This window comes from Endozoicomonas sp., assembly GCF_051008435.1.
Classification (GTDB): Bacteria; Pseudomonadota; Gammaproteobacteria; order Pseudomonadales; family Endozoicomonadaceae; genus Endozoicomonas_A.
In genome coordinates this window covers 1-20,319 of record NZ_JBPCXO010000314.1, presented here as the reverse complement: position 1 = coordinate 20,319, position 20,319 = coordinate 1, and the positions used below count along the sequence as shown (strand labels likewise).

16 protein-coding genes are annotated in these 20,319 nt (G+C 47.8%); 8 read left to right on the top strand and 8 right to left on the bottom strand.

Annotated elements, in window-relative coordinates; genetic code table 11:
* Positions 1-10: 10 nt before the first annotated feature.
* The 3 genes from ACR2PX_RS15905 to ACR2PX_RS15895 all read right to left on the bottom strand — a co-directional run bounded on the left by ACR2PX_RS15905 (position 11) and on the right by ACR2PX_RS15895 (position 3,776).
* A complete protein-coding gene (locus ACR2PX_RS15905; protein ID WP_434000337.1) occupies positions 11-1,618 on the bottom strand; it encodes a carboxyl transferase domain-containing protein in 1,608 nt (535 codons plus the stop codon).
* Between the two features lie 149 nt (positions 1,619-1,767).
* Positions 1,768-2,931, bottom strand: a complete 1,164-nt coding sequence (locus tag ACR2PX_RS15900) for an isovaleryl-CoA dehydrogenase (protein ID WP_434000336.1) — start codon at positions 2,929-2,931, stop codon at positions 1,768-1,770.
* Positions 2,932-3,161: 230 nt separating this feature from the next.
* Complete coding sequence (locus ACR2PX_RS15895; protein ID WP_434000335.1) at positions 3,162-3,776, bottom strand: hypothetical protein; 615 nt, start codon at positions 3,774-3,776, stop codon at positions 3,162-3,164.
* Between the two features lie 777 nt (positions 3,777-4,553).
* On the opposite strand from ACR2PX_RS15895, the gene ACR2PX_RS15890 reads away from it, so the two are divergent.
* The 3 genes from ACR2PX_RS15890 to ACR2PX_RS15880 all read left to right on the top strand — a co-directional run bounded on the left by ACR2PX_RS15890 (position 4,554) and on the right by ACR2PX_RS15880 (position 7,843).
* Positions 4,554-5,204 (top strand): TetR/AcrR family transcriptional regulator, encoded by a 651-nt coding sequence (locus ACR2PX_RS15890; protein WP_434000334.1) that lies wholly within the window; start codon positions 4,554-4,556, stop codon positions 5,202-5,204.
* Between the two features lie 306 nt (positions 5,205-5,510).
* Positions 5,511-7,307 (top strand): acyl-CoA dehydrogenase C-terminal domain-containing protein, encoded by a 1,797-nt coding sequence (locus tag ACR2PX_RS15885; protein WP_434000333.1) that lies wholly within the window; start codon positions 5,511-5,513, stop codon positions 7,305-7,307.
* 59 nt (positions 7,308-7,366) lie between these two features.
* A complete protein-coding gene (locus tag ACR2PX_RS15880; RefSeq protein WP_434000343.1) occupies positions 7,367-7,843 on the top strand; it encodes a GNAT family N-acetyltransferase in 477 nt (158 codons plus the stop codon).
* A gap of 78 nt (positions 7,844-7,921) precedes the next feature.
* On the opposite strand, the gene ACR2PX_RS15875 is transcribed toward ACR2PX_RS15880, so the two are convergent.
* From ACR2PX_RS15875 to ACR2PX_RS15860, 4 genes are all read right to left on the bottom strand, one after another.
* Entirely contained in the window at positions 7,922-8,695 is a 774-nt protein-coding gene (locus tag ACR2PX_RS15875; RefSeq protein ID WP_434000332.1) for an SDR family NAD(P)-dependent oxidoreductase, read from the bottom strand.
* Between the two features lie 161 nt (positions 8,696-8,856).
* A complete protein-coding gene (locus ACR2PX_RS15870) occupies positions 8,857-10,866 on the bottom strand; it encodes a ShET2/EspL2 family type III secretion system effector toxin (RefSeq protein WP_434000331.1) in 2,010 nt (669 codons plus the stop codon).
* 139 nt (positions 10,867-11,005) lie between these two features.
* Positions 11,006-11,581 (bottom strand): TetR/AcrR family transcriptional regulator, encoded by a 576-nt coding sequence (locus tag ACR2PX_RS15865; RefSeq protein WP_434000330.1) that lies wholly within the window; start codon positions 11,579-11,581, stop codon positions 11,006-11,008.
* A gap of 254 nt (positions 11,582-11,835) precedes the next feature.
* On the bottom strand, positions 11,836-13,404 hold the full coding sequence (locus tag ACR2PX_RS15860; RefSeq protein ID WP_434000329.1) for a hypothetical protein: 1,569 nt from the start codon (positions 13,402-13,404) through the stop codon (positions 11,836-11,838).
* 278 nt (positions 13,405-13,682) lie between these two features.
* On the opposite strand from ACR2PX_RS15860, the gene ACR2PX_RS15855 reads away from it, so the two are divergent.
* The 4 genes from ACR2PX_RS15855 to ACR2PX_RS15840 all read left to right on the top strand — a co-directional run bounded on the left by ACR2PX_RS15855 (position 13,683) and on the right by ACR2PX_RS15840 (position 18,256).
* Positions 13,683-15,380, top strand: a complete 1,698-nt coding sequence (locus ACR2PX_RS15855) for a class I adenylate-forming enzyme family protein (protein ID WP_434000328.1) — start codon at positions 13,683-13,685, stop codon at positions 15,378-15,380.
* A 285-nt stretch (positions 15,381-15,665) separates the two neighbouring features.
* On the top strand, positions 15,666-16,685 hold the full coding sequence (locus ACR2PX_RS15850; RefSeq protein WP_434000327.1) for an MBL fold metallo-hydrolase: 1,020 nt from the start codon (positions 15,666-15,668) through the stop codon (positions 16,683-16,685).
* Between the two features lie 65 nt (positions 16,686-16,750).
* Positions 16,751-17,350, top strand: a complete 600-nt coding sequence (locus tag ACR2PX_RS15845; RefSeq protein ID WP_434000326.1) for a short chain dehydrogenase — start codon at positions 16,751-16,753, stop codon at positions 17,348-17,350.
* Entirely contained in the window at positions 17,351-18,256 is a 906-nt protein-coding gene (locus tag ACR2PX_RS15840; RefSeq protein ID WP_434000325.1) for an SMP-30/gluconolactonase/LRE family protein, read from the top strand.
* Positions 18,257-18,299: 43 nt separating this feature from the next.
* Here ACR2PX_RS15840 and ACR2PX_RS15835 read toward each other — a convergent pair whose 3' ends face one another.
* A complete protein-coding gene (locus ACR2PX_RS15835; RefSeq protein WP_434000324.1) occupies positions 18,300-19,484 on the bottom strand; it encodes a flavin-dependent monooxygenase in 1,185 nt (394 codons plus the stop codon).
* 604 nt (positions 19,485-20,088) lie between these two features.
* On the opposite strand from ACR2PX_RS15835, the gene ACR2PX_RS15830 reads away from it, so the two are divergent.
* On the top strand, positions 20,089-20,319 hold a 231-nt coding region (locus ACR2PX_RS15830), incomplete at its 3' end, for a hypothetical protein (protein ID WP_434000323.1).

Sequence of the window (20,319 nt, the reverse complement as noted above, 5' to 3'; positions counted from 1 at the left end):
CTTCCCTGCTTTACATTCTGAATACGCCGAAACGGGTATCTTCGATCGGTGCGTTCAGGGTCGCAGAGAGACTCTGGCCTAGAACATCACGGGTGTCGGCGGGGTCAATAATGCCATCGTCCCAGAGTCTGGCACTGGCATAAATGGGATTCCCCTTGTGTTCATATGTCTCAATGACGGGGGTTTTGATGGCTGCTTCTGCTTCTGCTGAAAGGGTTTCTCCCTTTCTTGCCAGACTGTCTTTTTTAACCTGCGCCAATACCTCAGCTGCCTGCTCTCCACCCATGACCGAGATTCTTGCATTGGGCCAGGTCCATAAAAATCTGGGGTCATAGGCCCGACCACACATACCGTAGTTACCAGCGCCAAAGCTGCCACCAATAATGACAGTTAGCTTCGGCACCGTTGCACAGGCGACTGCATTCACCATTTTAGCTCCGTCTTTGGCAATGCCTCCGGCTTCATACTTTGACCCCACCATGAAGCCGGTAATGTTCTGCAGAAAAACCAGAGGTATGCGTCGTTGGCAGCACAATTCAATGAAATGCGCGCCTTTCTGGGCCGATTCGGAAAAAAGGACGCCATTATTGGCCAGAATGCCAACCGGATGGCCGTGTATTCTGGCAAAGCCGCAAACCAGAGTGTTGCCATAGCTGGCCTTGAACTCATCGAACTCTGAACCATCAACGATGCGTGCAATGACTTCACGAACGTCGTAGTTCTGTTTCAGGTCATAAGGAATCAGACCGTAGAGTTCACTTGGATCATAGACGGGAGGAACGGACTGTTCGACCGGAATGGGGTTGTTTTTCTTTCTGTTCAGTCTGCCTATTGAGCGCCTGACCAGCTCAAGGGCATGGGCATCATTTTCTGCCATATGGTCAGCAACACCAGATTGCTCGCAATGAACCTTGGCGCCACCCAGTTCTTCTGCGGTGACTTCTTCCCCGGTAGCTGCTTTTACCAGAGGAGGGCCTGCCAGAAAGATCGTGCCCTGGTTTCTGACGATGATGGTTTCGTCTGCCATGGCAGGAACATAAGCGCCGCCAGCGGTACAAGATCCCATAACCGCTGCAATCTGAGGAATGCCCTTGGCAGACATGTTGGCCTGGTTAAAGAAAATGCGGCCAAAATGTTCCCTGTCTGGAAAAACTTCATCCTGGTAGGGGAGGTTGGCACCCCCTGAATCAACCAGATAGATGCAGGGCAAATGATTCTGTTCAGCAATGGTTTGGGCTCGCAGATGCTTTTTTACTGTGAGAGGGAAATAACTGCCCCCTTTCACAGTGGCATCGTTGGCCACGATCATGCATTCGATGCCAGCAACGAAGCCTATACCTGCGACAACACCGGCACAGGGAGCATCATTCTCGTAAATGTCGGCGGCGGCAAAACGACCGACTTCAAGAAAGGGGGAGTTTGGGTCAAGCAGCTGCGCTATACGATCTCTGGCTAACAGTTTGCCTCTGGCAATGTGGTTCTCTCTGGATCTCGGACTACCGCCTTGGGCAATGTTCTCAAAACGAGCATTGATCTGATCTACCAGAGCCTGCATACGTTGCCGGTTCTTGTGGAATTCGGGACTGTCGGGTGCCACTTTTGAAGATAATACGGGCATATCGATCGCCTGTGATGAAACCGTTTCTTTGGCTCATGGCTCTGAGCTGACTGAGGATAAATAGCAGATCAGGCCACGGCTGTTTCAGATTTATTATTTTTATTTTGCAGCATTGCTACTGGATAGAGCTGCAATGCTGCATGGCGCTGTTAGCGAGATTCCTGGAACAGTTCTCTGCCTATCAGCATGCGACGAATTTCTGAGGTGCCGGCACCAATCTCATAAAGTTTGGCGTCTCTGAGCAGGCGGCCTGTTGGGTAGTCATTGATGTAGCCATTGCCACCAAGAATCTGAATGGCATCCAGTGCCATTTGAGTAGCACGTTCAGCACAATAGAGAATGACACCTGCAGCATCTTTACGGGTGCTTTCACCGCGATCACAGGCTGCAGCAACCGCATAGAGGTATGATTTGCTGGCGTTCATCTGGCTGTAAATGTCGGCCACTTTGCCCTGGATCAGCTGAAACTCGCCGATGGATTGACCAAACTGTTTACGGTCATGAATGTAGGGGGTCACGATGTCCATGCAGGACTGCATGATACCGGTTGGGCCACCGGACAGAACAACCCGTTCATAATCCAACCCACTCATGAGGACTGCTACCCCTTCGTTTAAAGTACCCAGTATGTTTTCTTCAGGGACTTCACAGTCTTCAAACACCAGCTCACAGGTGTTTGAGCCTCTCATGCCAAGTTTGTCGAGTTTTTGTGCGCGGGAGAAACCTTTGAAATCACGTTCTACGATAAACGCAGTGATACCACGGGAGCCTTTCTCGGGTTCGGTCTTGGCATAAATCACATAAGTGTGGGCATCGGGACCGTTTGTGATCCACATCTTATTGCCATTCAGAATGTATCTGTCGCCTTTTTTCTGCGCTTTCAGCTTCATGCTGACAACATCAGATCCGGCGTTGGGTTCACTCATGGCCAGTGCACCGATGTGCTCGCCACTGATTAATTTGGGAAGGTATTTTTGCTTCTGGGCTTCGTTGCCATTGCGTTTAATCTGGTTAACACACAGATTGGAGTGAGCGCCATAACTGAGCGCTACCGATGCTGAAGCCCGGCTGATCTCTTCCATGGCAATGACATGAGAAAGGTAACCCATGCCGGAACCACCGTATTCCTCTTCTACCGTTATGCCGAGCAGGCCCATATCTCCGAATTTCTGCCAGAGATCCATAGGGAATTGATTGCTGCTGTCGATATCCTGGGCTCGTGGCGCGATTTCTTTGTCGCAAAACTGTTTGACCTGCTCTCGCAGCATGTCATTAGTTTCACCCAGATTGAAGTTGAATGTCAGGTAACTCATCGAACGTCTCTTTGATTATATTATTTTTAGACTATAGGCATTGTATGGCCATAGACATTTCTAATTCGTTAGCTACTGCCCGGGAGGGTTTCCCGGATATACGCCTGAACTGACAGTCATTGGGTAAACAACCGCACAGTATGAGATCGGTCAGGCGATAGTGTTTCACTTCTCAGAGTAAACGTAAATGCCCATTGTCGAAAGGGAGCGTTTTGTAGAAGAGGAAAGGATTATCGGTGTTTGCCGGCGTATCGGTTATGACTATTCCATGAACTGCCATAATCAAAATGATCGATGGCAATGGCGTCAGGGTATAAATTGCACGGATAGCGGTAAAAGAGTCCTGATTTGCCAGGGATTGTCAGGAATTGCATCTCTTTTAAATACATCTGAGGGAATTTGTATTCGGGGTCGGCCTCAGAAACGCAAAAGTCGTATCCTGCTTCCCTTAATTTCATGGCGTTTTCAGCCGGCGAGGTGTTAGCAGAAAATTGTTGTTCCCTTGGAGCCCAGTCTATATAGGGATAAATTTTTGTATGGGGAAGCATTAGCCAGCCCAGTTTTTGTTCAGAAGTTGCTCCTCTGTACCAGCTCTCTATCTCCAGCAAGAAAAAGCCCGGGCCATAAATATCGACTTTTGAACAGACAATTTTTTCTTCCAGTAAGTGCATAGAGAGCAGCATTCCAGACAGCGCCGGGTGATTGGCCTCTGCGGCAAAAAAACCATTGCTGAGGTAGCTTTTTTGATAGCCCGAAAATGCGAACTCGTTGGCAGTTATAAGACTGTAAAGAGGTTGTGTAATCAGGTCTGCAAGTTCGTCCGGATTGAGCAGCTCGAACTTCATGTCGAAGTAAAACCCACCAAAATCATGGACAATCCGATACCTCAGGATGTCACCCAGGCTGGCAAGGTGATTATCTTTGGACGTTTTATTGCGCTCCAGGATGGCTAAAATCGTGGAATGCTCGTTATCAAAAAGTTCATTTATGTAGTACTCTTCCGTTGTATATTCTGACTCGGTCCAGATATGTCGGGTGATTTTTCCATTCCGTTCGAAAAAGTTGTTCTGAGTGGCTCGCCACAGGTTATACTCCCAACCTTTGACCTTTTTAAAACTCTGGCTGATGATATGCAGGTATTCGGGTAGTCTTTCACCAATCCAGATTTGATGAATCTTACCCGGAATTGCTGCTTCGGTACTGCCTGATAGTAAGGCAAACAATAAAATGAGTGACCGACAAACGCTAAAAAGTGCTGGGTGTACCCCATTTTTTATGCTTATCAATTTGGAATCCATTTTTTAACCGATGCAGTAGAATTAAAACTTCAGCTCCAAGTGGAGTTCGCCCCGCAAAGGCCACAGATGTTAAACTGGCGTTCGATTTAAGGGGTTTTGCACAGTTGTTTCAAACAGCTTGAGCAGGAAATGTTGCCATTATCCCACCACTTAGAATGGGAAAAGGGTTTTAATGGTCAGCATTTCAATGCAAATAATTGAGATAATATAGACAGGCTTTTGACAACTGGCAGCCTATATAACTGAACTGACCAGTTTTTATTTAAATGATATTAAAGTAAGTAATTTAATTAAGTTAATTAACTTAATCTTCATGGCACCATTATGAATGCAATTATACAGCTGACAGACGCTAAGGAAGCGCTGGTAAAGGCAGCGGAAAAGCTAATAGCCGAGAGAGGGCTAGATGCTGTTTCAGATCGTGAAATAGCCAGGGCCGCAGGACAGAAAAATAATTCTGCCGTTCAGTACCATTTTGGTGACAGGGCCGGATTGATAAACGCCATCCTGGATTACCGGATGATCCCTCTCAATCAAAAGCGTCACGAAATGCTTGATGAAGCTCTAAATCAGGAATCACCGCCGACTACCAGAGATCTGGTTAAAGTCCTGGTGATTCCTTATATGGATCATCTCAAGGCGTCCAGGGAAGAGAGCTCATACATCAGTCTGATTAGTCAGCTATTCCAGCGAGGCAATCAGCAGATCGTAGCGATGGATACTCCCAGGAGTAGCTCACTGGTTCGTATGACCGAGGCATTTGGGACTATATTGCCGCAACTAAGCGTTAAAGAACTCTACGCCCGACTGACTTTCATGGGGTCCATGGTCATCCATACTGTGGCTCGATGGGATCAGCAGTGCCGTCAGGATCCTGAGATCTGGACGACTGAACATATTGGTCTTCAGGCTCAGTTTCTGATTGAGTTTCTGGCCGGGGGTATGGATCAGAATGCCTTGCCTGGCGTTGAGTAACCTCTGAGAGAAACGGGTATCCCATCCAAAATTAATGGATGGCGTCTCTCTTAGCCTTTCAGGATGAAATCACAATCTTCCCCAGACTTTTCCCTAGTGCAAATGGAGTATTGCCGGGGAAGGTCTTTCTATTAGAGTTCACCTCATAAAGATTCGAACAATCGTCTTAATTTCCATTCCAGAAACTCTTTCCCTGATTTCAAGCAGCTTCTGAATGGAAAAACAGCCATGAGCCTTATCCGCCATGAGCCTTATCCGCCATGAGCGATAAGAGATTCACGGAAGACAGTATCTGAGGACTGAGATATGCCCGAGTACAAAGCGCCACTGCGTGACATCCAGTTTGTTTTGAATGATCTGCTGAACTCTGAGCAGCACTATGCTGGTCTTGAGGGTTGTGAGCAGGTTTCACCTGATTTGCTGAACGCTATCGTCGAAGAGGGAGCAAGGTTTGCAGAGAACACTTTGCATCCTCTGCAGAAGGTGGGTGATGAAGAAGGCTGTCGCTTTGATGAAGGTCAGGTAACAACGCCTACCGGCTTCAAAGAAGCGTTTAAACTCTGGGGTGAAGGCGGCTGGCAAGCACTGGGAGTACCGGAAAAAGACGGTGGACAGGGGCTTCCCAACTCAGTCGGTGCCTGTGTTTCAGAGCTGGCGGGTTCAGCCAACTGGGCATTCAACATGTACACAGGTCTGGCGCTGGCTCCGGTTACTTGTTTGTTGAATGGAGGCACTGACGAACAGAAACAACGTTATCTGCCAAAGATTCTGACCGGTGAGTGGGCTGGGGCCATGTGTCTGACAGAAGCTCACTGTGGTTCAGATGTGGGTCTCTTGCGTACCAAAGCCAAGCCTAATGGCGATGGTACCTATACCTTGTCGGGTACCAAAATTTTCATCTCCGGTGGTGAACAGGATCTGACCGATAACATCGTTCATGCCATTCTTGCTCGGGTGGAAGGAGCGCCTGAAGGGACCAAAGGGGTCTCGCTGTTCATTGCTCCCAAATACTGGATCGAAGAAGATGGCTCCAAAGGAGAGTTTAATCACATCACCTGTGGCTCGATCGAGAAAAAAATGGGGCTGAAAGGGTCTGCTACCTGTGTCATGAATTATGACGGTGCTCGTGCGGTTCTTCTGGGAGAAGAAGGTCGAGGTCTGGATATCATGTTCAAGCTGATGAACTCTGCCCGTCTGGGTACGGCTTTGCAGGGGCTTTCCATGTCAGAAGCCTCGCTGCAGGGTTCCATTACTTATGCCAGAGAACGTCTGCAGATGCGTTCTTTGACAGGCCCTAAAAATCCAGATGGAGCGGCTGACCCCATCATTGTTCATCCCGATGTTCGCCGAATGCTGATGACCCAGAAAGCCTTTACGGAAGGTTCCCGGGCTTTTGTTTACTGGCTGGCACAGCTGGTGGACCATGAGAATTATGGTAATGAAGAACAGAAAAAACAGGCTGAAGACCTGCTGGGTATGCTAACCCCGATTGCCAAGGCGTTCTGTACAGAGATTTCTCAGGAAGTGACAAATCTGGGCATGCAGGTATTTGGTGGACATGGTTATATCTCTGAACATGGCATGGAACAGATAGTCAGAGATGGCCGTATATCAACGATTTACGAAGGCACAACCGGCATTCAGGCTCTGGATCTATTAGGCAGAAAAGTGATGGGCAGCCAGGGAGCTCTGCTGGCCAGTGTCACCAAGCAGATTCACAAGTACTGTAAAGCCAATAGTGATAATGAAAGTCTTCAGTCGTTCATCGAGCCTATGCAGGCTCTGAACAAGGAGTGGGGTGAAATCACCATGCATGTGGGTGAGAAGACAATGTCTAATCCGGACGAGCTGGGCGCTGCTTCTGTAGACTATCTGATGTACTCTGGTTATGTCATTCTGGGTTATCTGTGGATGCAAATGGCCAATGTCGCCCAGAGAGAAATTGCCGAAGGTTCAACGGATCCTCTCTATAAGTCAAAGGTGGCAACGGCACAGTTCTATTTTGATCGACTGTTGCCAAGGGCTCAGGCACACAAGGCTGCTATCATGGCCGGAGCAGAAAGTACCATGAGTCTGACAGAAGAAGAGTTTGTATTTGTTTGAGTAAAGCGAGCTCGCCAGAAATACTGGTGAGCTCTTTTTCTGAATAGAGGTTTTTAAACATAAATATTCGAAAAGGAACTCTATCAGAATGGGATGAAATCTTTCTGATGGGATTTAGTACCTGGGGAGATGGGCTGTCTAAAGAAGGCTATTTGAAAGCATGTCATGAAAGCGAAAAATATCAGCAGGGTAGTTGGTATATTCTAGAAAAAGAGAGTAAACCGGTTTCATCGCTTATTATTTATGAAAATCTCTTTAATTTACCAGAAGAATGTTTTGGCATAGGTTCTGTTGCTACTTGTGAAGATCAATACAGAAAAGGGTATGCATCAAAACTTGTGAAAGAGGTATCTGAAAAATTCAAAGAACAGGGTGCCCGAGGCATCTTCTTGTTTTCAGATATTAATCCTGAATTTTATAAAAAACTGGGTTTTAAATCTATTTCTGCTTCCCAGCCTTATGAAGATACTACCTGTATGATTTTACCTTTCAATCATAAAGAGCATCTTTTTTTACAAGCGCCCAATTACTTTTAAGAAACTAGAATGAAAAAGATACTGTCTGAATAATCAGGCAGTATCTTTCTCGTTTTATGCAGAAAGTTATTTGATAACTTACCAGCCTTCTACTTTATGAACATGCTTCCAGAGTGCGCCCGGGAACATTCTGCGCACCCGGTTGCCCCATCGGGCGGCACTGTTGGGGAAAACCCAGAATTCATTCTTATCGATGCTTTTCTCAATAGCGTCAATCACTTCTTCCGGAGCAATCGGATCATCACCTTCCTGAAGCATTTTTGGCCACGCGGTTTCTTTACCTTGTTGGAGTAATGGCGTGGCAACAGCCGGTGGACAGACACAAGCGAACCGGATACCTGAGTTGATATTCTCGTGATAGAGGGTTTCGGAGTAGCAGGCTACTGCAAATTTGCTGGCAGAGTAAGCCCCCGTAAGCAGCATGGGAACCCATCCAGCCATGGAGGCAAAACTGATAAAGTCCCCTTTGCCTCTGGCAATCATGCCTGGCAAAACAGCGTGTGTGACATTAACCAGTCCATTGTAGTTTATATCCATCATCTGGCGGGTTCGTTCAGGGCTGAACTCCAATAACTTACCCAGTGGCATGATGGCAGCACAATTATATAAACGATCAATGGCGCCCAGTTTTGATTCGGCTTCTTCAACGGTTTTCTTTACCGCTTGAAAATCGGTAATGTCGACAACGAATGGATGAATCGTGTTGAATCCTTCGGCGGTTTCCTGAAGGCCTGCTTCATTGATATCCAGTATGGCAACCTGTTTACCAGCTTTGGCCCAGCGTTGAGCTGCAAGCCTTCCCATACCGCTGCCACCACCTGTGATCAGCACTACATTACCTTGCATGGCCATAGAGAGACTCCTGTTTGCTTTTTTATTCTTCTTTTTGCTCTGTCATGCTGGAGTAGCATTAAGGCAAAGGTCTTAATGGCAGGAGTAGTGTACGACAAAAAAGTATACGAAGGGTACTTTTTATATTGTGTTTACTTTTATGGGGCTGCCAGTGCCCATCATCAAGAGTTTTTAGCAGCGGGGCTGGCTATTTTTTCACTGGCCTGGATGGTTAGAACCTGCTTCAATGAACTGTCGAGTTTGCTGCTTTGAACGGGTTGAACATAGGCTTTATCAGCCAGTTTTGGATGGTATTTGAGTGCCTGACCCAAGCCTTCCCTGCCATCTGGGTGTTCTGCTATCAAAAGTTCTCTCTTCTCTTCTGGAGAGAGATGGCTATTCAAAATTAATTTAACGTAACCGCCGATTGCCGCCTCAGAATATCCTCGTTCCAGCCCGGTAAATAGCCAGGGGACACCCTTTTGATCTTTCCCGGAGAGCAGCTCTACTTTTGCTTTGCCTTTCAGGTCGGAGTCTAAAATGAGGCGTATAATTGCTTCGGCTGCCGCGTCTTTGCCATGGTCATAGGCCGCAACAATCCCGGGTTTACCATAACGGTCTTTTGCTGCAAGTATTGCCTGGGTTGTTTCGTCATCCATGTCAGCTATCTGGAGTTCCACCGCTAATGAAATGAAGGTTGATGCATCTCCTTTCTGCAAGGCTATGTTCAACGCTGGAGTAGCTTCAAGTATGAGATCTTTTTTAATGTGTTCACTGAGAGAGCTTCTCAGAATAGCTCTGACATAACTGATTGCCGTTGTTTTTTTTCCGTCCACAATGGCTGAAGATATAGCGGCCCGGTTGTATCTGTTCATGCCTGAAAGCAGTTCTTTTTTGGTGTTATCCTCAAGCGTGCTATTTGACATAAGTCGTACATAGTCATAAATAGCCTGATTGCCTCCGTTATGTATGGCTGTATAGAGCCAGGAGTCTCCACCCTCGTTTTTTGCGTGCAAGACTTCCTTTTTCATTGCTTTACTGAGATTGCTATTCATAACTTTGTGGAAGAAGGACTTGTAGACATCTTTTTTAAGAAGTTTCAAAGCCATAGCAAGCATTGGAGTTCCATGTGTTGCTCGTGCTGCCAATTGCTCTGCCTTTTCTGAATCACTGAGATCTTCGCAGTTAAGGATATTGTCTATGTAGCTGTTAAAAGCCTCCAGGTGATCGTGCTTGAGCGTTTCCAAAAAACCAATAGGACTGAACGGCATGGTTGCTCTCTGAATTTTGTCTGAAGGTGCACAGGTATCAGGATGACCATAATGTCCGTGGGTTAACATGAGCTGGCAGAGACTTTCTGTGGGTTGGGCTGTAGATCTTACTCGGCAGTCATCTCGTTGAGTGCTGGTTCTGATGCTGAGCAGGCAGCCTGCTTGCTGATCTTGCGGAAAATATAAATGTTTCTCTTTTTCCGGAATAAAATCGTCAATAGAAACAGATTTCAAATCTTCAGTAGAAGCTACAACGATCTTTCGGTGTCTGAGTGTATCGTTAGGGTCATAGAAAAAGATCACTAAACCTTTTTCAGGGCTCAATGTGAAACGGATAGCCATTGCATGGCTGGCTGTAAACAGCAGATAGTTTTTCTTATCATTCTCTTTAAGTTCTGAGGCGACCTGACAGAGGGTTTCAGTAAAGGTACTTGGACTGAAGTACAGAGCATCCTTAGAGCTCCGACCATGCAGAAACTTCCTATTCAACTGTTCATCGTCCGGGATGAAGCCTGCTGCAGCAATCTGACCCAGACTGGCAATGGGTTTAAATCTGGTGGTTGTTCGACCAAATTGTCCCGTAGCATAGGCATAGGATAAGTGCCGATATTCAACCAGCTCAACTCCTTGCGCTCGTCTTCTTGAAGCCTGGCAGTTAAAATTGGTACGTTCTCCTTCAGAAAAATAATTCAGAACCCTTGGTGTCACTTCTTCACGGGAAGCAACGGTGATTTCTCTGGAAGGGTCAGAAGCTTGCAAGCTGGTCTGCTGAGGCTTTGTCTGAAAATGACGACTTTTCTGCGCTAGTTTGGCTACTTTCTTATCAATATACCGGGCATGGGCAGAGTTCTCAGCCTTACAAAGTGGCTGATTAACTGAAGAAAAGCCCTGCGTTTTTTGAACAGAAAGCGTTGGTTCCATGTCCGCCTCCTTCGACCAGAAATACTCGATGAAATCAGTTTATTTCCGATTAGAGCAGGACACACTGACAACCGTGTTAGCAGAGCTGCCAAAATTGAGGAGGGAGGATAATGAAGGTCTGCGGGATGAGCAGAGGAAATCAGTATTCCTCTGCTTCTACGGTCATACCCAGAGTGTGGATCAGTTCACTGCCTGCAACAGACTCATCAAAATCACTGGATCCAAGTGTCAGCTGAGTTGTGGCGGTGTGCATGGCCGCACCCATTAGCATCATGGCTGCTAATTTTGGGTTGAAACGTTCTGAAAGTTGTCCCTCTGCCTTAAGTGTCTGAAAGCGACGGAAGAGTGCCAGACGGGGCGGATAGAAGCCTTGAGGGTTGTCGTGTTTCTTCTGTGGAGAAGACAAGAATGGAGCTGTCATGGGTAAAATAGTGCGGAAATAGACAATAGAGTGTTTGAAAACATCTTCCAGCCACTGCTCTAACTCATCAAAATCACTTTCGATACACTGAGTCAGGGCCTGTTGCTCAGGCATGGCTTCGCGAACAATTGCCTGAATCAGTCCACTTTTATCACCAAAGTTATTGAAAACACTGGCTTCTGTGACGCCTGCGTGCTCGGCAACGGCTTTGGTAGTGACTGCTTTGATGCCGCCTGAATCCAGCAATGAACGGGCTGCAACAATGATCTGGTTTCTCACCCTGGGTCTGGGCATGCTCACTCCTTTGCCTTCTAATGTTCTGCGAGGCTGGCCGAGAATAGAGCCCGAGCATAAAACTCAGTAGAACGAGGCTGTTTTTTCGATGGATTTGTGCGAATAGTTGACCTATTTAAGCAAATTCATCGGAAAAACAGACCGTTCTTTCTGGGTTTTAGGATGGGCTGTCTATTCTCGGCCAGCCTCCTGGGTCAGGCATAATGAAGGATTCATTATGCCTGAAATTCAGAACATTTATTGTCCGATTATTCTTACCGCTCAGGGCTGTGTCGATTGTCATCCCATATGGCCAGAATCCCATTGAGGGTGCCTATATAGGCAGTTCCATCAGGGCCAATAGAGATAGGAGCCCAGTTATTATCAAACTGTTGCCCGGCTCCCGTACGAATTTTGAAGGTGGTTTTCCCGGTCTCAGCGTCCAGGGCCATCAGATACCAGGCCACATCTTCGGCTCCTTCCTGAGGTTCAAAGGTGTAGAAGTAAGCAAGCCCATTGGCAGAGGACAGCTTGGGTACCACAGATGGCGCTTTTTCAGAAGAGGTCCAGGTGGTATCACAGCCTGACTCGTCTTCCCGGATATCAATACGGCTGATGCCGCCTTTAACAGCCTTCCAGTCTTTATGTTCCATGGCATTGGTATAACCAAAATTGTTCTCAATAATGATGGATCGTCCGTATCCGATCATTGAGTTATCAGTAGAGGACTGGCCAGCCGAGAAAAGAGGGACACTGCAGATCAGGCGATCACCTTCGAAGTTGGCTTCACGACGGTAGACCAGTAGGTTGATTTTCTCATCGGCGTTATCAGTGACTGTAATGTATTGATCACCAATGAGTGTTGGCGTGGTGCCTGAACCTTGGTTAATAGAACCTACTTTGCGGGCACTGCCCCGATCATACGTCTCTTTCCAGAGGGTTTGCGGACTGTCATCGGCTCCTGCTTTCATACTATAGGTAGCGTGATCAGAGACAATATAAACAGCGTTCTGGTCGACTGAAAATCCGTTCTGTATCTCTTCATTATCCAGTCGAATGCCTTTAATGCTTCCGTTTTCAGGATTCAGGGTGCCGATGCGACCATAGCGGGTGACCCACCAGATCAGCCCGTTGCTGTCGGGCATAACGGCGGTGATAGGATCGCACTCGTCACTGGGAAACCAGTTTCCCCAGTCCATGCAGTCGTTAGGGACATCCTTGCTAAGATCCCAGCTGTTCTCAAGGTTAAACGACCAGTTGCCCTGTTCATCCTGAGTGTGGCCTACCCGAATAATGGTTTGTGTGCTGTCGGCCAGTACAACACGATCTTTGTCGTCCAGATAATAGTATGCGCCCCCTGATGTATCGGACATGATGATGTCTCGATCTCTTTTCACCAGTGCCTGAAAACTGCTGGGTCTTGAGGGCAGTTCATAACGTGCCAGCAGTTCCAGTGATCGTGGTGCCAGAAGCTGGAGTTCGAAACCCACCAGAGAAGCACAGAGTGCTACGAGTTGGCCCTGTTGGTCGAAGGTGACGGTGGCACACATGCCTCCTGGTAGTTTGGAGCCACTTCGGGTTGTCATTTGTGGGTTGATACCCAGTGGTCCCATGGCACTGTGGACATCAGAGTTATACCCGTCACTGTGCATAGTGCTTTTGCTGTGGGGGGCCATGAACAGGTTATCAGCAGGCTTACCTTCAAAAGGTTTAGGGGTGGCGGGGCTACCAATGAAAGCTGGAGCAGTGAGTTCGGCTGTTTTTAATGCTTCAGGTTGCTGAGTGGGGCTACAAGCAACCATCAGCAAACTGGTACCAGCCAGAAACAAAGACCTTTTAATCATTTTTGACTTCCTGTGGTGTTGTTTTTATAGCGTTACTATAAAAACGAAAGTTGTCCTCTGGCAAGTCTTAAGTGCAGAAATTGGGGAGAAGTTTCAGAGGGTGTGCAGGTTTTTTATCCAGGGAGAAATTAGAACGGTAAAAAATGGCCGGATTTGCCATTGCCTGTTTTCGCAGGAAAGTGATCATAGGTGGCAATGAGCTGGAGTAAAAAACAGGCCTATAGCGCACAAAAGAATGCCCATGGCGAAAAAACAGAATAACAAAGGATAACCAAAAGATGTCCCAATCCATTGCCGCATTGAAAGCAGTAATTAGTGGGCTGACCCAACCTGGTGGTCAGTTTGAAATGGAAGACACACAGATTAACGGAATCCAGTACAAAAGCTTCAAGAATGCACCTGTCACCCTGACAGAAATTTATCAGACGAGTGTCACTGCCTTTGGTGATGCTCCCTTTCTGGTATATCAGGATGAAACCTATAGCTTCAGAGAAGTATTTGAGCTTTCTCAGAAACTGTCTGCCAGCCTTGTTCAACAGGGCGTCAAGAAAGGCGATCGTGTAGCAATTGCCATGCGCAATTGTCCGGAGTGGGTAATTGCTTTTATGGCGGTTACCTCTGCCGGCGCCATAGCGGTCGCACTCAATAGTTGGGGTGAAGCCGATGAGCTGGAGTATGGCCTGACTGATTCTGGTGCTTCTCTGGCATTTCTCGATGGTCGTCGTTTGGATTTATTGTCTGACAAGCTTTCAGATCTGGGCGTTCAGGCGGTTGCCGTCAGAGTTGAAGGTAAGCTTCCCGAAAATGTCCTGTCCTGGAATCAGTTGTTGGATTCAACGGTGGCGGAGCAAGCGGTTGAAATCAGTACAGATGATTCCGCATATATTATGTATACCTCGGGTACTACCGGTCGTCCCAAGGGGGCATTAACCTCCCATCGGGCTGCGGGTCAGGCGGTTATGTGTGGCTCCATGGCCGGCATGATGGTGGCTTCCCAGCATCCTAAAACCGTTGAAAAACTGATAGCAAGAGCCAAGCCTACCGCTATCATGCTCTCACTGCCTCTGTTCCACGGCAGTGGTCTTTTAACGGTCATATTCAGTGCTTTGAAAAATGGCACTAAAGTGGTCATGCAACCCAGATGGGATCCAGAAGACGCACTGAAACTCATCGAAAAAGAAGGTGTGGGGACTCTTTCCGGTGCCGCCAAGATGATCTGGGATCTGCTGGAACACCCTGAATTCGACAAATACGACACAAGTAGTATTTTTAATATGACCGGAGTCGGCGCTGCCCAACCTGAAACACTGGTGAAAGACATTCTGACAGCTTTTCCGGATAACTTCGCAGGTACTGGTTATGGCATGACGGAATGCAACATGTTTGCCACTCTGAATACGGGTCCCACCTACCTTGAGAACAAGGACAGTGTCGGGCTTCCCTATCCGGTCACCGAAATCAAGATTGTTGATGATCAGGGTAAAGAGTTGCCTGTGGGTGAAGTCGGTGAAATCTGCATCAAGGGACCAACCCTTGTAGATGGTTACTGGGGTAAGGAAGAAGCCACTGGTGAAACCATTGTTGGTGGTTGGTTGCATGGTGGTGACATTGGTTACCTGGGAGAGAATGGTCTGGTTTATGTCTGTGACCGGAAAAAAGATGTAGTGATTCGGGGTGGTGAAAACATCTACTGCGTCGAAGTGGAAGCGATTATTAATGCCCATACCGGTGTTGATGAGTGTGCTGTATTTGGGGTACCTCATGAGCGTTGGGGTGAAGAGCTGGCAGTGACCTTGCGACTCAAGCAGGATTCAGACCTTTCCGAGAACGCTCTGAAAGAACACGTCAGCCGCCATCTGGCTAAGTTCAAGGTGCCAGCGTATGTTGATATAGCCAGCGAACCTCTGCCACGCAACGCCATGCAAAAGGTGCTTAAACACGAAGTACGTAGACAGTATCTGGAAAAACTGGCTTAATTCCTGACACGTGTCTGACAAAAAAGGCTGGCAGATGAAAATCTGTCCAGCCTTTTTTGTCTCTGGTCAGACATCAGGCTTTAGTCTGCACCGATCTAAAAGCAAACAGCCATGAGCAAAAAATGCGGCTCCCCCCGGACGTAAAAATGACCGCAGAGCTCTGATAGAGCTGTATTTTCATACTAAACAGCCATGAGCCGGAAATGCCGCTAACCCGGAACCATGAAAATGGCTACAGAGCTCGAAATAGCGGTATTTTCATAATAATAAAGTGCGAAAAAGCCTATGACAGAATTACTCTACCCGATTGAGGGGTCTCCGGAACCTGGAGAAACCATTGAAGTCGCTCCCGGCATCAAATGGCTGAGAATGCCGCTTTTCATGAAGCTCAATCACATCAATCTGTATCTGATTAAAGACAATGATGGCTGGTTTATTGTTGATACCGGGCTCAGGGGAAAGGAGACCAGGCATCATTGGGAAACAATTTTTGAGAACGAACTGGAAGGCTTGCCGGTTAAAGGCGTTATCGTTACTCACCTTCATCCGGATCATGTAGGACAGGCGGGCTGGCTGGTAGAAAAGTGGCAGACCGATCTCTGGATGACCCGGACCGAGTATCTGGCTACACGTTTATACATGAGTTCTGCAGGGCATTCAGATGCTTATATTCGTTTCTTTGAGCGAGCAGGGCTGAATGACCAGGCGCTGGAACAGTTAAGAAAAGGCACCAGTGGTATCAGCAAGATGGTGGAGCCTCTGCCCGGCAGTTTTCGTCGCTTGGAGCATGGTCAAACTTTATCACTCGGGGGGCAGGAGTGGCGTATCATTGTCGGTTATGGTCATTCCCCTGAACATGCCTGTCTGTATTGTGAATCTCTCGGTATTCTGATTTCAGGTGATCAGGTTCTACCGAAAATCACCCCGAACATATCTGTTAACAGTACCGAGCCTGAAGCCGATGCCTTGAAAGCCTTTCTGGAGACTTTGGAGCAGTTGAAACAGCTGCCTGAAGATACGTTTACCTTACCTGCCCACAATGAACCTTTTCTGGGTTTGCATAGCCGGTTGCAGGCGATGATCGATCATCATCAAGAGAATGTTGACCGGCTGGCTGATCTTTGCAGGGAGCCTGTTCCTGCCCTGGATTTGATTGAACCTTTGTTCAATAGACCGTTGAAAGGGGCGGAGATGATGATGGGAATGGGGGAGTGTATTGCCCACCTGAATTACATGATGAATCAGGGCAGAATGAAGCGCAGCCTGATTGAGGGTGTTTATTACTATCAGTCTGTTATTGCCTGAATAAGGCAGAATCAAAATCCTGCATTACACTCTGGAAAGCCCTTTCTCTATCCGGAGTGTCAGTCATGAAAGTCGTAGTTGTCGGAGCCACCGGAACTATTGGTTCAGCCCTGGTTTATGCGCTGCAGAATGATCATGAGGTGATCGCTGTAGGCAATAGCCGAGGGGATTATCTGGTGGATATGACGTCAGAAGATTCCATCCGGGAGCTGCTGAAATCCCTGGGCCGGTTTGATGCTCTGGCTATCACTGCAGGAAGTGTTGCTTTCAACAGTTTGCAGGCCATGACGTTAGCCGAATGGCAGCAGGGTATTGATAGTAAGCTGATGGGGCAAATTAATCTGGTGCGATATGCCCTCGATGCTCTCAGTGATAACGGCTCCATCACTCTCACCAGTGGCATTATCGCTCGAGAACCCATTCTCAAAGGCATCAGTGCCTGCACGATTAACGGTGCCGTCAATCATTTTGTCAAAGCCGCCGCTCTGGAAATGCCCCGAGGTATTCGTATTAACTGCGTCAGCCCTACCGTACTGAAAGAGTCCACTGCTCCTTATGGCGACTTCTTTCCCGGCTTTATTCCGGTACCCGCCAGCACGGTGGCACAGTCCTATAAAAAATCTATTTTAGGCATACAGAATGGTCGTATCTTTGAGGTGGAATGAATGAGATTCTGGCCGTTTCTTCTGATACTGATCTTGCTGCGAGTTGAAGCAAGTCCAGTGGATGTGCCGGATTTTAAAGTCTCGGCGGTAGAAGTGATGGCTGTTGGATTTCAGTTCACAGAAGGACCGGTCTGGAATCCAGATGGTTACTGGGTTTTTAGTGATATTCCTGCCAATACCCTCTACAAGTACACCAATAATGGCGTAAAAATCGGCACTATTTCTCCCAGTGGTTATGCCAATGGCAATATTATCAATGCGGGTGGGCAGATTATCAGTGCGCGCCATAACCGGACGATGGGCATTACCGAAAAAGGGAAGTTGGTCGACCTGGCGACTCATTATGGCAAGGCAAAGCTAAACAGTCCCAATGATCTGGCTTTTGACCAACACGGGAACATCTGGTTCACCGATCCAGTCTATGGCATTACGGGAAGCGGACCCGAGAAAGCAGAAGAAGAGCAACCTGTGCGGGGGGTCTATCGCTTTAATAGCCATTCTGGTCGCCTGGAGCTAATGGTTGGGGATTTAACTAAACCTAATGGGATTGCCTTTTCCAAAGACTGGAAGCGTTTGTTTGTATCAGACAGTGCTAGCGGTGTTGTTTATCAGTTTGCACTGGACGATTCGGGTCTCCCCGGGCCCAAACATTTTTTTGCCAAAGTGCCGCCGGAGGTTAATCAAAAACCCAGGGTTGATGGTATGGCCGTTGATCTGCAGGGTAATCTCTGGGTCACAGGGCCAAAAGCTCTGGGCGTCTTTAATGCTGAGGGGGTGCCCCTTTACAGAATGGATTTTCCAGACACACAGCAACTGACCAATATTGCCTTTGGTGGGCCTGAAGGTTTATCGGCATTGGTAACAGCAGCAGACAAAGTGTATCGATTCACGATCATCAGGGAATAAAAAAGCCGACAGTACGTCGGCTTAATGGTTTATTGTGATTTGCTTACAGGAAGAAGTCTGTGGTTTCACGACCAAAGGTCACGCCGCCATAATTTCGCGCGTACTTCTCCGGCTGGTTGGCCACGTGAGTTCGGCCTGTCTGAATGTCACGGAAGGCACGGTTCACCTGATGATCCTGACGGATCGCTGCAGACCCACAGCTCAGGTAAAGCTTGGTGACGGCATCGGCACAGCGCGTCGCTACCATTGCTGAGTCATAACGCCATTGAACACGCTCTTCAATCGTTAGCTCTTCACCCTTTTCGGCGCGTTCCGTCATGATGTCGAAGTTTCTGTACATCACTGCCTTCAGTTCATGGTAAACCCTCAGGGCATCTGCAGCAGCCTGTTGTGCCACAGGATCTTCGGCAACGTTCTTGGCATCATGCAGAGCAATTCGGTTGCGGTTGAACGCAATGTAATCATCTACTGCACCTTTCAGGGCGCCAATGGCTGCAGACGATACGGAGCGAACAAAGATCTGGCCAAATGGCAGTTTGAACAGAGGGGCGGTGTTCACAGCATTGCCCGGACTGTTCTGCATGAAGCCATCCAGAGAACGGTGAGTGCGGTATTCAGGAACAAAAGCGTCCTTGACCACAACGTCGTTGGAGCCAGTGCCCTGCAGACCCATAACATTCCAGTTATCTAGGATCTCGTAATCAGAGCGAGGTACCAGGAAGGTCCGGTAGTCTGGAGCTTCACCAGGATTTTTAGGGGGCACCATTGCTCCCAGGAAAGCCCAGTCACAGTGCTTGGAACCAGAAGAGAAGCCCCAACGGCCACTCAGTTTGAAGCCCCCTTCAACATGCTCAACTTTACCGACGGGCATATAGGAAGAGGAGATCAGTACACTGGTATCTTCTCCCCAGACATCCTGGGCAGCACGATCATCGAACAGGGCCAGCTGCCAATTGTGAATAGCGACTACGCCCAGTACCCAGGCGGATGACATACAGCCTTCAGCCAATTTGGTTTGTACTTCAAAGAAATCAAAAGGCGTCAGTTCATAACCTTCCCACTTGGAAGGTTGAAGGATTCTAAAAAAACCGGCTTCCTGGAAGTCTTTTATGGTGTCTTCTGGCAGTACGCCGAGCTTTTCTGCTTCTGTCGCTCTTTCTTTAAGAACCGGTACCAGCTCCTGGGCACGCTCAAACAGCTGCTTTCTGATCTGTTCTTTATCGATCATTATTATTGTCTCCAGTGCATGCCCACAGCCGGTTACATACGAATAGAAAGCTGTAAGGCAGATTAGCTTTGAGGTGTCGACTGTGAATCAACAGCCTCCGGGTTCCCCGATTAATAAATTGAAACAAGCCCGATAACTAGTCACATCCTCTAAATGGACCATGCGGCGTAATCGGTTTAGAAGGATTGAAATAAGTTGGTCGACTTAAGTTTCAAGGTAAAGAAACAGCTCTGCAGGTATTGTCAGTACTGGCTTTTACCGCATTTGTGAACGGGTATGGCTTTAGTCTTGATGGACGATGCTGGCTCGAGGGTCGAAGATGACAATGCCAATTATTGAACCGTCTATACCCGTTACCATTGAAGATGTGAGTAGGCGGCAAACGAACGAAGCCCCATGAGCCTACGAACAGTAGGTGATTGGGGTGAGCGAGAGCAGCCAATAACCTCACATCTCCAAGGGTGATGGGTATAATTGTTTGGCGAAAAAGCCATGAGCTGAACAGTATCACGTCAGTGGAGCCACTCTTCGTTAGCTTTTATCAGTGCGAGGTGATGAAAAATGGTTTCGGGAAATAATAAAAAACAGACCAAGGAAGCCGTAGATGAGTCAGTCCGATAGTCTTAAGAGCCTTCAGCCGGATAAGAGCCTTCAGCTGGATAAGAGCCTTCAGCTGGATAAGAGCCTTCAGCTGGATAAGAGCCTTCAGCTGGATAAGAGCCTTCAGCCGGATAAGAGCCTTCAGCCGGATAAGAGCCTTCAGCCGGATAAGAGCCTTCAGCCGGATAAGAGCCTTCAGCCGGATAAGAGCCTTCAGCCGGATAAGAGCCTTCAG